The organism is Labrys miyagiensis (genome assembly GCF_030160835.1).
Lineage (GTDB): Bacteria > Pseudomonadota > Alphaproteobacteria > Rhizobiales > Labraceae > Labrys > Labrys miyagiensis.
In genome coordinates, this window is record NZ_BSPC01000063.1 from 173,930 (window position 1) to 185,740 (window position 11,811).

Here is an 11,811-nt window from a genome sequence, read left to right on the forward strand (position 1 = left end):
TTACGCGGAATTCAGGGTGCAATCGTGCCTTCAAGCCGCCCTGAACTTGCGAGATCAATAGTTCCTCTGTATCGAGAGTTCACCTTCAATCTCGCGGATGTCCTCATGTTGCGTCTTGTTTCGGTCTCCCTCTTCGCCGGCGCCATGCTGGCGGCGACACCCGTTGCAGCTCAGGAGCAGCCGGCCCAGCAGCCGCCGCCCGAGGCGCAGAGCGCTCCGATCGGCAATCAGTTCTGCAGCAAAGATCTGTCGCCGCTGATCTCACAGCGCGAGGAAATAGCCAAGGTATTGCAGGGGATCAACAAGCGTCCTAAGCCCAAGACCTTCGAACAGTTGAAGCGGAACTTCAACGACTTCTGCGGCAGCCTGGGCTCTTATATCGCCAATGATCAGAAGATGTTGGACTACATGTCCAAGAACAAGGACTTCTGTGCGATCACCGACCAGAACATCCAGCAGATCACTACGGATATGAAGCAGACCCAGTCGACACGCACGCGCATCTGCTCGCATCCGCCGCGCCAGCAGGTCGCGCCTGCGCCCAAGGGCCCTGGTGGCCAGGCCGTGCCGAAGCCGCCGGTCAATCTGCAACTGCAATAGCGGGGCGGGCGTGATGGCGCCGCTCTCTGCCCAGGCCGGCACGCCGGACAAGGTTGCCGATGCACCGGCCGGCAACTGGGTCGATCGCCACGCGCCGGCCTTCCTGCGGCCTTTCCTGCGTCTCTCCCGGGCTGACAGGCCGATTGGCGGCTGGCTGCTGATGTGGCCCTGCTGGTGGTCTGCGGCGCTGGTGGCGCTGCATCACGGCGCAGCCAGCCAGGCGCTCTGGCATCTCTTTCTCTTCCTCGTCGGCGCCTTCGTGATGCGCGGCGCCGGCTGCACGCTCAACGACATCGTCGACCGCGACATCGATGGGCAGGTGGAGCGTACGCGCTTGCGCCCGATTCCTTCAGGTCAGGTCAGCACCAAGGCGGCAGTAGCCTGGCTTGGACTGCAGGGCCTCGTCGGTCTCGTCGTCCTCCTGCAGTTCAACGCCTTCGCCATCGGGCTCGGCATCGCCTCGCTGGCGGTGGTGGCCGTCTATCCCTTCATGAAGCGAATCACTTCATGGCCGCAGGCCGTGCTCGGCCTCGCCTTTTCCTGGGGCGCGCTGATGGGCTGGGCTACCGTCACCGCCAGCCTGGCCTTGCCGGCGGTGCTGCTCTTCATCGGCTCGGTGCTGTGGGTGATCGCCTACGACACCATCTATGCCTGCCAGGACAAGGAGGACGACGCCATCGTCGGCGTGCGTTCCACCGCCCTGCTGTTCGGCGAGCGGGTGAGACCGGCGGTCGGCGCCTTCTATGCCGGCTGCGTCGTGCTGATCGCCCTGGCGCTCGCGCTGAACGATGCCTCGCCCTTGTCTTTTCTCGGCCTTGCGGGCTTTGCCATCCATCTCGCCTGGCAGGTCATGCGCTTCGACCATCGCGACGGGGCGCTCTGCCTGGAAGTCTTCCGCTCCAACCGCAATGCGGGCGCGATCCTTTTCGCGGGCCTCGTCGCGGACTGCCTGTGGCAGTGGGCCTTCTGAACGGAGTGGCGGTGGAGACCGCCACTTCTTCTACACCTTTTCCGAGAAACGGATCAGGTTGCCGTGGCAGTCGGTGATCGAGAACTCCCGCGTGCCCCAGGGTTTGTCCTCCAGATGGCCCTTGCGGTGCACGATGTTCAGCGCGTTGAAATCCGCGTAGAGCGCGCCGATGCCGGTCACCTCAAGCCAGCAACTGGTAGCCTGCGGCACGCGGCGGTTGCCCGTGAGCCAGAAACTGAGGCGCACACCGTCGCGATGCAGCAGCAGGAAGGAGATGTCGCTGTGCAGCACCTCGAAACCGAGGCGGGCATAGAAGCCGATGGTTTCCTCGAAGCTGAGCGAGGCGAGGGTCGGGATGGCGCCGATCAGGCGCTCGGTCGCGGCCTGGTTCATGCTGCCACCGCCTTTTCAAGGATGCCGCGCCAGGCGAAGCCCTCACCTTCGAAATAAAGCCGGCCCTCCTGCTCGATTCCAGCACGAAAAGCGATGTCCTTTTCATGGATGGCGGCATCGTTCCGGACCAAGGACATGACTGTACCGAGGTGCGGCAAAGCGGCGCAGAGCCTGTCTGCCCGCACCGCCAGGCGCGCCACACCGTCACCGATGCGGGTTTCCAGCAGGGCCGCCTCCGACACCCCCAATTGCGCCGCCGTATCGCGGATCCGCACTCCTGACCGACCTTCCCGCAAGGCCTGCCACCGTTGTTTCAACTCACTCATTTCCCTGTCTTCTCCAAGTTCTCAACAGTGCAAAATAGAAATATTCGAAACTACGCCAAGTTCTTCATTTTCTTAGTTTAGAATAGAGTAAATTTTCACGAATTGTATCAATAAAATCAGACGTTAAACGACTTTATTCACCTAAATTGCTGCTAAAAATCGCTAAAATTGTATGAAACAACGTTTGATTTAACAAGATAGATTATCTTAAACGCAGATTTGAATAGTTTTACGTTACGGGGTTTGAAATGGGTGGGATGAATTCGATGCGCAGTCGCGGTCTGGCGACGGTGGCGGTGCTTGCGGTGGTTGTGATGGGGGCTGTATGGCGCGTGCGCAGCCGGCAAAGGCCCGTCGCTGACGCTCGGCCATCCGGTGCTCGAGGGCTTCGAGGTGCTGCAGTCGCTGGAGGCCCCCGCGGCCAGCAAGGCGGCGTGATAGGGAGCGTGGACATCTTGTCCGCCATGGGGTCGCCGCAAGCACTTCTATAGGGGCGGAACAGGCCTAATCTGCTGAATAATAAAGAATTTTAACCAGCCAGCCTACGCAGGATCTCTGCCGTCTCGGCATTGGCCGGGAAGAAGGACTCCAGCGCAAGCTCCGACAGAGTGATGTCGACCGGCGTGCCGAACACCGTCACGGTCGAAAAGAGGGTCAGCAGCCCGGCTTCCGTCCGCAACTGGAACGGCACGACGATGCCGCCATAGTCCGTCGCCTTGGCGCCGCGTTTTGCCGCCGGCACGGGATAGGCCTGGAGTTCCCCAAGCAATTCGGAAAGGGTGCTGTCGCCCGTAACCGCGATCTGGTGGCGCAGGCGTTCAAGCAGGTGCTCGCGCCATTCGGGCAGGTTGACGGTATGCGGCGCCAAGCCGTTGGGATGGAGAGCGAGCCGCAGCACGTTGACGGGCGGCTTGAGCAGGTTCTCGTCCGTGACGCCGGCAAGCAACGGCGTGATGGCCTGGTTGGCGGCGACCAGTGTCCAGCGCCGGTCGACCGCCACCGCCGGGAAGGGCTCGTGCCCCTTGAGCACGAGGTCGATGGCCTGCCGCGCCGGCTCGAGCGCCGGATCCTCCAGCGGCCGCTCTTTGTATATGGGCGCATACCCGGCTGCCAGCAGGAGGTTGTTGCGCTCGCGCAGCGGCACTTCCAGCCGCTCGGCCAGATGCAGGACCATGTCGCGGCTCGGCTGCGAGCGGCCGCTTTCCATGAAGCTGAGATGGCGCTGCGAGATCTCCGCCTCCAGTGCGAAGTCGAGCTGGCTGAGGCGCCGGTGCTGGCGCCAGGCGCGCAGGTGTTCGCCGATGCCCCGGGCCGGCCTGCCCGGAGGCAGGCCGGCGAGGCGGCGGGCAGGGGCCGAGTTCGCGCGAGCGCTCATGCTGCCGCCGGAACCTGATCGAGGAAGCCGCTGACCTTGCTGAGGCGCCCGCTTTCGAGCTGCACGAAATCCGTGCCCTTGATCGGGGCCTCGGCGCCGTCTGGCCCAAGCTGCCAGGAGAAGCGAATATTGTCGCCATAGCCGTCCGCCTTGCCGATCAGCGCGAAGCGGAATTCGGGAAAGCGCTGCTGCACGGCAGCGATCAGCCCGTCGATCTCATCCTGGCCTTGGCCGCGCATCAGCGGGTCGACATAGAGAGCGTCCTCCGCCCAAGTCGCGGCGAGCAGCGCGCGGCGGCGGGAGGGATCGGTCTCGTTCCAGGTGGCGATATAGGTTCTGGCGATGGTGGCGGGATCGGACATTTCAAGCTCTCCTTTGAGGACGCCTGATTGCTTCAGGCCCGCATAGCATGGCCAGCGGTCCGCCGCCTCTCAATTACGCGCCAGGTAATCAGCAGCACTTCAAACCAGATGCGCTTTGTATGGTGCCGGCGCCAAGGCGGCTTTAAGTTCTTTCCCTGGCTGCCTCGACGGTGTCACGCACGAGGTAATGGCGCTCTAATTTTTTCTACGCTCTTGTCGATTCCTCTGTTTTCGTTCGTCGAAGGATCGAACCAACCAAGGAGAAAGACCCATGCGTTTCATGATGCTGATGATCCCCGGCGGCTACGAATCCGCGGCACCCGACGCCATGCCCAGCGCCGAGGCGGTGCAGGCGATGATGAAATACAATGAGGAGTTGAAGAAGGCCGGCGTGCTGCTGGCCCTCGACGGCCTGCATCCGCCGTCTTCGGGCGCGCGGGTCAGCTTCAAGGGCGGAAAGCCCGTTGTCACCGACGGACCCTTCGCCGAGGTCAAGGAGGTGCTGGGCGGCTATTGGATGCTCGACGTGCGCTCGCGCGAGGAGGCCATCGAATGGGCCCGCCGCTGCCCCGCCTCGGAGAATGAAGTGATCGAGATCCGCCGCGTCTTCGAGATGACCGAGTTCCCCGAGGACGTACAGAAGGCGGCGGAAGGCTTCAGCGAGTTGAAGGGTTGACTGCCACTGCAGCCATCGAGGCGGTCTGGCGGATCGAGCAGCCCAAGCTCGCCGCCAGGCTCGTCCGCTATTTGCGCGACGTCGGACTGGCCGAGGAGATCGCGCAGGATGCCTTCCTCTCGGCGCTGGAGCGCTGGCCCCGGGACGGCATCCCGCGCAATCCGGCCGCGTGGTTGACCCAGGTCGCCAAGAACCGGGCGCTCGACCGACTGCGCCGCACCACCCTGATCGACGGCAAGCATCGGGAACTCGCCATCGACCTCGCCGGGCTGGAGCGCCAGACGCCCGAGATCGAGGCTGTACTCGACGAGGACATCGACGACGACCTGCTGCGGCTGATCTTCACCGCCTGCCATCCGGTGCTGCCCGCCGAGCAACGTGCCGCCCTGGCTCTGCGACTGCTGGGCGGACTGTCGACGCCCGAGATCGCCCGCGCTTTCCTGATGCCTGAGGCGACAATCGCCCAGCGCATCGTGCGCGCCAAGCGAGCCCTGCGCGATGCCGCCATCCCTTTCGAGACGCCGCGCGGGCAAGAGCGGCGGGAACGCCTGGCGGCCGTGCTGGAGGTGGTCTATCTGATCTTCAATGAGGGTTATGTACCGACCGCGGGGCCGGACTGGCTGCGCCCGGATCTGAGCGGCGAGGCCCTGCGCCTTGGCCGTTCGCTGGCAGCGCTGATGCCGGAGGAGCCAGAGGCCCAGGGGCTGGTGGCGTTGATGGAGCTGCACGCCTCGCGCTTCTCGGCCCGCACCGACAGAACGGGCGAGCCCATCCTGCTGCTCGACCAGGACCGTAGCCGATGGAACTGGTCGCTGATCCGGCGCGGCCTCGACGGCTTAAGCCGCGCGATGGCGCTGACGCCAACGCCCGGTCCCTATCTCTTGCAGGCGATGATCGCCGCCTGCCATGCCCGCGTGGTGAGCGCCGCCGACACCGATTGGATTGCCATCGCCGCCTATTACCAGGCGCTCGCCTTGGCGGCGCCGTCGCCCATCGTCGAAATCAACCGCGCGGTGGCGGTCGGCATGGCGTTCGGACCGGCCCAGGGCCTCGCCATCGCCGACGCGCTGAGAGACGAGCCGCGCTTGAAGGATTCGCATCTGCTGCCGACGGTGCGCGGCGACCTTCTGGAGAAGCTGGGACAGATCCTGGAAGCCCGCGCGGAGTTCCGCCGCGCCGCCGAATTGACCGGCAATGACAGGGAGCGCGCCTTGTTGCTCGCGCGCGCCAATGCCTCTGCCTCCCGCTAGCGGCCACACGAGTGCCAGCAAAATGCTCGTTTCGCGCTTGCACGCTGTTCTCTCGCTCAATTCCAGGGCTTGGGGCAAGGGCCCATGGATGATGCGGGAGGCGAGTGCTAAGGTATCGGGAGGAAACACCCGATGACGGACTTAGTTTATGGCGATCCTGTTCAAACTCGACGACAGCCTGAATGGCCGCCTCCAACGCCTCGCCGCTCGGCAGCAGCGATCGACCCAAGAGATCATGCGCGAGGCAATCCGCCACTATGTCGACTGCGAGGAGGCTCGAGAGAGCTTCCGGCGGGAAGCGCTGGCATCCTGGGAAGAATATCGGGATACGGGACAGCATTTGACAGGTGACGAGCTCCGTGAATGGCTGCGCCTGTGGGGTACCCATGAGGAGACGGAGATCCCCACCTGCCACAGCTGACTGTCACACTTCCCCGCCGGTAGTGGCGCACGGGAGGGTATACCTGCTTGAACCCGGCATCCTCCTTGCCGAACCCACGGTTCTTGCTTGCGTGCGCTGCGCGGCTCGCCTAAATCCGGGCCATGGATGCTAGGGATGACGCAGGGCAGATGGCCCGTCTTTTGACTGCAGGCGAGGCGCTGCCGTTGCTGACCGAAGCCGCGAGGGAGGCTGGCGAAATCGGCCTGCGCTTCGCGCGCGACGGCGCCCGGGTCTTCGACAAGCTGGACAATTCGCCGGTCACCGAGGCGGACCTTGCCATCGATGCCCATCTTGCCAAGCGCCTGCGCGGCGTTTCCAGCGCGATCGGCTGGCTCTCGGAGGAGGCCACCGATAGCGCCGAGCGATTGTCGAAGCGACAGGTCTGGGTGCTCGATCCCATCGACGGCACGCGCGGCTTCATCGCCGGCAACGGCGAATGGGTGATTTCCGCCGCCCTTGTGGAAGATGGCCGCCCGCTCGCCGGCGTGCTCTACCGGCCGACCAACGGCGATTTCTATAGTGCAGGACGAGGCCTCGGCGCCTTCAAGAACGGCGTGGCCATTAAGGCCAACGCCGGCGCGCTGGCGCAGACCCGCACCCTCGCCAGCCCCAAGCCGATGTTCGATCTCATCCGCCAGGGCCTGCCATCTCGGATCGAGCGGGCCTCGCGCCTGTCATCCCTGGCCTTGCGCATCGCCTATGTGGCCGAAGGGCTGGTCGACGCTGCCTTCGCCTCCGGCGCCTCGCATGACTGGGATATCGCCGCCGCTGACATCATCCTCAGCGAAGCCGGCGGGCGCCTGAGCAGCTTCCATGGCGATGATGTGATCTACAACCGCGCGAACCCGATGCACCGGCCGCTGGTGATGGCTGGCCTTGGCCGTCATGCCGGCCTGGTGTCGCTGTTCGACTGCGTGAAAGACGGAACGATCTAAAGCGTTTTGCGATTTGACGGCATCGGCAAGAATCGCAAAGACGCGTCGAAACAAAGAGTTAGAGCTCTAGGAGTCTCGAATGAGCGAATCCTCAAAGCAATTGCTGCACCTGGTCTTCGGCGGTGAACTGACGTCGATCGAAGGCATCGAGTTCAAGGACCTGGCCGGGCTCGATATCGTCGGCATCTTCCCCAACTACGCCAGCGCGCAGGCAGCCTGGAAGGCGAAGGCACAGTCGAGCGTCGATAATGCCCAGATGCGCTATTTCATCGTGCATCTGCATCGTCTGCTCGATCCCGCGACAGACAAGACCAAGGGCTGATACTGTCTGAATGATCAAGAGTATCGGCCAGTCCAAATTCATCCAGAAGGGTATCGGCGAAGGCCTCGCGGCCTGGCTTAAGCTCGTCCACGCCACCAGCCGCTTCACCGATTTTCCCACCGATCTCTACGGGCCGATCCGCAACGAATATCCCTATATCGTCGCCATGTGGCACGGGCACCATTTCCTGGTGCCCTTCATGCGGCGCGAGGGGCATGAGTTCAAGATCCTGATCTCCCGCCATGGAGATGGCGAGATCAATGCCGTGGCAGTGACGCGGCTCGGCCTCGGCCTGGTGCGCGGCTCCGGAGCCCGGCCGCAGCGCCAGCACCACAAGGGCGGCCCGGCTGCCTTGCGCGAGCTGGTGGCGACACTGAAGGATGGCCAGTCGGTGGGCGTGACGGCCGACGTGCCGCGCACGGGCGGGGTTGCTGGGCTCGGCATCGTCACGCTGGCGCGCCTGTCGGGCCGGCCGATCGTGCCTGTGGCGGTGGCGACCTCCAACATGATCCAGCTCTCGACCTGGGACCGCGCCGTGATCAGCCTGCCGTTTTCGCGTGGAGCCTTCGTGGTCGGCGATCTCGTGCATGTGCCCGAGGATGCCGACAAGGCGATGATGGAAGCCAAGCGCCAGGAGGTGCAGGCCAATCTCGATGCCGCCCACCGCACCGCCTATGGCATGGTCGGACGCAAATTTGTCAGGGCCGGTCCGTGAGCGTGTCCCGCCCCCTGATCCTGCGGCTCTACAGCCTGGCGACGGCGGGGTTTGGGCCTTTTTCGGGCCTGCTGCTCGGGCGGCGCCAGCGCCGGGGCAAGGAAGACCCGCTGCGCCGGCCCGAGCGCATCGGCATTGCCGGCAAGCCGCGCCCTGAGGGGCCGCTGTGCTGGCTGCACGGGGCGAGCGTCGGCGAATCCATCACGCTGCTGCCCATCGCCGAGAGGCTGGGCGCCCAGGGCTTCCAGGTCTTGATGACAACCGGCACCGTCACCTCCGCCGCCCTGATGGCGCGGCGGCTGCCGGCGGGTGCTATCCATCAATTCGTGCCGCTCGACGTCCCCGCCTTCGTGCGGCGCTTCCTCAGGCATTGGCAGCCCGATCTCGCGGTTTTCCTGGAATCGGAGATCTGGCCGACCATGGTTCAGGAGACCAGGGCGGCCGGCGTCGCGCTCGCGCTCGTCAACGCACGCATGTCGCCGCGCTCCTTCGCCCGCTGGCGGCGCGCTCCGCGCACCATCGGCACGCTGCTCGGCTGCTTCGACCTCATCGCTGCCCAGAGCGAGGACGATGGCGAGCGCTTCAAGGCGCTCGGCGCGCCCAATGTCATGATCTCGGGCAACCTCAAATTCGATGCGCCCGCGCCTTCGGCCGACGAGGCAAAGCTCGGGGAGTTGCAGACCGCGATCGGAGCAAGGCCACTCTGGCTGGCCGCCGCCACCCATGACGGCGAGGAGGCTCTCGCCGGCGAGGTCCATGCCGGACTGAAGGACCGTTTTGTCGACCTTCTCACCCTCATCGTGCCCAGGCATCCCGACCGAGGGCCGGCCGTTGCGGCGGAGCTGAGGGCGAAGGGGCTCAAAGTCGGGTTGCGTTCAGAGGGCGCGGTGCCGCAGGCCGATATGGATGTCTATGTCGCCGACACGGTGGGCGAGATGGGCCTGTTCTACCGCCTCGCCCGCATCGTCTTCGTCGGCAAGTCGCTGCTGGGGGACGGCGGCCAGAACCCAATCGAGCCGGCCAAGCTCGGCGCGGCTGTTCTGCACGGGCCTTTTGTGCAAAATTTCCTGGTGGCATATGGGGCGTTGGACGGCATGGGCGGCGCAATCATGGTTCGCAGCAGCGGGGAACTGGCCTCGGCCGTCGCACGCCTGCTGGCCGATCCTGCCGAGACAGAACGCGTGGCTGAAGGGGGCGCCCGGGCGATCGCCAGCCTGACGGGTGCGCTCGACCGCACCATGACGGCACTGGCCGCGCTCGCGGCGAAGCCGGCGTCATGAGCTCCCTGCTGCCGATCAGTCTCAAGGCGCCACAATTCTGGTACCGGCCCAGGGGTTGGCTGGCGCGGCTGCTGAGCCCCATCGCCCGTCTCTATGGCGGCCGGGTGATCGCCCGCATGCGCCGGCCGGGCGCCCGTGCCGAGGTGCCGGTCGTCTGCGTCGGCAATTTCACCCTCGGCGGCGCCGGCAAGACGCCGCTCGCCATCGAGATTGCCGAGATCCTCAGGCAGACCGGCCAGAAACCGGCCTTCCTCACCCGCGGCTATGGCGGGCGCGAGAAGGGACCACTGGTCGTCCTGCCCGAGGCTTCGGCCGAACAGGTCGGCGACGAGGCCTTGCTGCTTGCCCAGAAGGGCCTGACCGTGCTCTCGCGCGACAGGCCGGCCGGCGCGGCGCTGGCGGTTGCCGAGGGCGCCACCATCATCATCATGGATGACGGCTTCCAGAATCCTTCGCTCGACAAGGATTGCTCGATCATTGCGGTGGATGGCGAGACCGGCATCGGCAATGGCATGGTCTTTCCGTCAGGCCCGCTCAGGGGCCCGATCCACGACCAGGTGCCCTTCGCGTCGGCGGTCGTGGTGATCGGCCCTGGCGACGCCGGCACCATCGTGCATGAGTTCGCCCGCGGCTCCGGGCTTGCGGTCTTCCGGGCGCGGACGACGGTCGACCCGTCGGCGCCGGTGCTGCGCGGCAAGCGCGTGCTCGCCTTTGCGGGGATCGGGCGACCGGAGAAGTTCTTCAAGACGCTGGCGGACATGGGCGCCATCATCGCCGCCACCGAAGTCTTCGCCGACCATCACGCCTTCAGCGAGGAGGATGCCAGCCGTATCGCGCTCAGGGCGCAGACGGCCAAGCTCATCCCGGTGACCACTACCAAGGACAGGGTCCGCCTTTCCGGAGGCCCCGCCCGTATCGGCCTCGCCTCCATCTCACAGACCGTGCCGATCCGCCTCGTCTTCGAGGAAGAACGCGACTTGCACGACTTCCTGGTCAAGCGCTTCCGGCTCGGCGGGTAGGGGCGGGCGAGATGGCCGCCAGAGGCTCCTATCCCGAAGCATCTATGTACTGTCATCCCCGGCTAGCACGTCACAAGCTTTGCTTGTGACTGGGAGGGAAGGGGATCCAGGGGCTAAGGAACTGCACTCTTTGCCCACTGGATTCCCTTCCCTTCGCCCTCTCTCGCTACGCTCGCGAGTGGCTCAGCCGGGAATGACAGCCCTTCCTTTGATCGATGCATCAAAGACAAGGCGCCGGCCACTTAGTGCGACATCTCCAGCGTTGGCTCGATCAGCGCTTCCGGCAGTTCGCCGAACTGGGCGATGATCGCGGTCTTGACCCCGCCCGAGCGCCGATCGCGCGAACGCGAAAAGGCGATGGCGCCATCATAGCGGCCCGCAATCACCGCGGACTCAGCCCTGTACTGCACGGACGCCCAGTTGGACGCGTCGACGGGCTGGAGCGGTACCAGCTCACCGGCAGCATCGCGAATGAAGGGCAGGACGCCATATTCGATATCGGCACTCTCAAACATCGGACTATCCCTCGAATTCCCATCCGCCCACACGGAAACCTAACCATGCGGCCGTTGGGAAATCAGTGCCTGACTACCTCCGCTCATGGCGTGCGATTTTACACACACGATAGGCGTGAGGTTGGGCGGACAGGGATCGATGAATGATGTTTTTTGAAGCAAAAACAAATGGTTGTTGAATATTATTGAGTTGGTGCGGGAAGGGGTGGCCGGTCAGGTTTTCGCGAACGGCTGTATCCTGCGGAATTGTGACCCAACGGCCAATCTTTGGGCGGCCTAGATCACGCCGAGGCTTCTGAGGCGCTCCAGTGCCGCTTCGCGGGTGGCATAGGCTTCCTGGCGATCGACGCTCCAGTAGCGGAGTTCGTCGATCGGGATATGGACGCCGGTCACGGCGCAACGCACATAGCTGCCGGGCTTGAGGATGCGAAAATCCGCATCGAGAAACTGGATCTGTGCTTCGCCGGGCATCGACATGCGGCTTTCGTGACGATTCATCGAGAGGTTGGCCTGCGTTGGAACGGGTTTGAGGTAAATATAACAGACCGCGTCTGCGGGGACGATCTCAAAAAACGATCACTCTTCAAGGCGATATTCTCAGTTTTATCAAAAGCTTGGAGTTTGTTTCCCG

Annotated in this window: 16 protein-coding genes; 10 read left to right on the plus strand and 6 right to left on the minus strand. The window is 64.5% G+C overall.

All coding sequences use genetic code 11. The annotated features are described in order from the left end of the window. The first annotated feature begins 24 nt into the window (after window positions 1–24). Window positions 25–600 carry a hypothetical protein gene (locus QQL24_RS27490; protein WP_284315489.1) on the plus strand — a complete coding sequence of 192 codons (576 nt, stop codon included), beginning with the start codon at window positions 25–27 and terminating at the stop codon, window positions 598–600. 13 nt (window positions 601–613) lie between these two features. After that, a complete protein-coding gene (ubiA, locus tag QQL24_RS27495; RefSeq protein WP_284315490.1) occupies window positions 614–1,570 on the plus strand; it encodes a 4-hydroxybenzoate octaprenyltransferase in 957 nt (318 codons plus the stop codon). Window positions 1,571–1,600: 30 nt separating this feature from the next. Here ubiA and QQL24_RS27500 read toward each other — a convergent pair whose 3' ends face one another. From QQL24_RS27500 to QQL24_RS27515, 4 genes are all read right to left on the minus strand, one after another. Beyond that, window positions 1,601–1,963 carry a bleomycin resistance protein gene (locus QQL24_RS27500; protein WP_284315491.1) on the minus strand — a complete coding sequence of 121 codons (363 nt, stop codon included), beginning with the start codon at window positions 1,961–1,963 and terminating at the stop codon, window positions 1,601–1,603. Next, entirely contained in the window at window positions 1,960–2,289 is a 330-nt protein-coding gene (locus QQL24_RS27505) for a ChuX/HutX family heme-like substrate-binding protein (RefSeq protein ID WP_284315492.1), read from the minus strand. The genes QQL24_RS27500 and QQL24_RS27505 overlap by 4 nt, the downstream gene beginning before the upstream one ends. Window positions 2,290–2,818: 529 nt before the next feature. Then, entirely contained in the window at window positions 2,819–3,664 is an 846-nt protein-coding gene (locus tag QQL24_RS27510; protein ID WP_284315493.1) for a helix-turn-helix domain-containing protein, read from the minus strand. Further along, window positions 3,661–4,026, minus strand: coding sequence for a nuclear transport factor 2 family protein (locus QQL24_RS27515; RefSeq protein WP_284315494.1), 366 nt, complete (start codon window positions 4,024–4,026; stop codon window positions 3,661–3,663). The genes QQL24_RS27510 and QQL24_RS27515 overlap by 4 nt, the downstream gene beginning before the upstream one ends. 271 nt (window positions 4,027–4,297) lie before the next feature. On the opposite strand from QQL24_RS27515, the gene QQL24_RS27520 reads away from it, so the two are divergent. The 8 genes from QQL24_RS27520 to lpxK all read left to right on the plus strand — a co-directional run bounded on the left by QQL24_RS27520 (window position 4,298) and on the right by lpxK (window position 10,665). After that, a complete protein-coding gene (locus tag QQL24_RS27520) occupies window positions 4,298–4,702 on the plus strand; it encodes a YciI family protein (protein ID WP_284315495.1) in 405 nt (134 codons plus the stop codon). After that, a complete protein-coding gene (locus QQL24_RS27525; protein WP_284315496.1) occupies window positions 4,699–5,952 on the plus strand; it encodes an RNA polymerase sigma factor in 1,254 nt (417 codons plus the stop codon). The genes QQL24_RS27520 and QQL24_RS27525 overlap by 4 nt, the downstream gene beginning before the upstream one ends. Window positions 5,953–6,100: 148 nt before the next feature. Next, complete coding sequence (locus QQL24_RS27530) at window positions 6,101–6,373, plus strand: CopG family ribbon-helix-helix protein (protein WP_284315497.1); 273 nt, start codon at window positions 6,101–6,103, stop codon at window positions 6,371–6,373. Between the two features lie 149 nt (window positions 6,374–6,522). Beyond that, the gene (locus QQL24_RS27535; RefSeq protein ID WP_284315498.1) at window positions 6,523–7,329 is read left to right on the plus strand and encodes a 3'(2'),5'-bisphosphate nucleotidase CysQ; all 807 of its coding nucleotides are present in this window, start codon (window positions 6,523–6,525) and stop codon (window positions 7,327–7,329) included. A 79-nt stretch (window positions 7,330–7,408) separates the two neighbouring features. After that, window positions 7,409–7,651, plus strand: coding sequence for a DUF4170 domain-containing protein (locus QQL24_RS27540; RefSeq protein WP_284315499.1), 243 nt, complete (start codon window positions 7,409–7,411; stop codon window positions 7,649–7,651). Window positions 7,652–7,661: 10 nt separating this feature from the next. Next, on the plus strand, window positions 7,662–8,366 hold the full coding sequence (locus QQL24_RS27545) for a lysophospholipid acyltransferase family protein (protein ID WP_284315500.1): 705 nt from the start codon (window positions 7,662–7,664) through the stop codon (window positions 8,364–8,366). Beyond that, window positions 8,363–9,646 (plus strand): 3-deoxy-D-manno-octulosonic acid transferase, encoded by a 1,284-nt coding sequence (locus QQL24_RS27550; protein ID WP_284315501.1) that lies wholly within the window; start codon window positions 8,363–8,365, stop codon window positions 9,644–9,646. Before QQL24_RS27545 ends, QQL24_RS27550 begins: the two co-directional genes overlap by 4 nt. Next, window positions 9,643–10,665, plus strand: coding sequence for a tetraacyldisaccharide 4'-kinase (lpxK, locus tag QQL24_RS27555; protein WP_284315502.1), 1,023 nt, complete (start codon window positions 9,643–9,645; stop codon window positions 10,663–10,665). Before QQL24_RS27550 ends, lpxK begins: the two co-directional genes overlap by 4 nt. 242 nt (window positions 10,666–10,907) lie before the next feature. Here lpxK and QQL24_RS27560 read toward each other — a convergent pair whose 3' ends face one another. Both QQL24_RS27560 and QQL24_RS27565 read right to left on the minus strand, forming a co-directional pair. Continuing rightward, window positions 10,908–11,180: a hypothetical protein gene (locus QQL24_RS27560; RefSeq protein ID WP_284315503.1), complete on the minus strand. Its 273-nt coding sequence runs from the start codon at window positions 11,178–11,180 to the stop codon at window positions 10,908–10,910. A 276-nt stretch (window positions 11,181–11,456) separates the two neighbouring features. Next, window positions 11,457–11,678 (minus strand): DUF2093 domain-containing protein, encoded by a 222-nt coding sequence (locus QQL24_RS27565; protein ID WP_284315504.1) that lies wholly within the window; start codon window positions 11,676–11,678, stop codon window positions 11,457–11,459. Window positions 11,679–11,811: the final 133 nt, after the last annotated feature.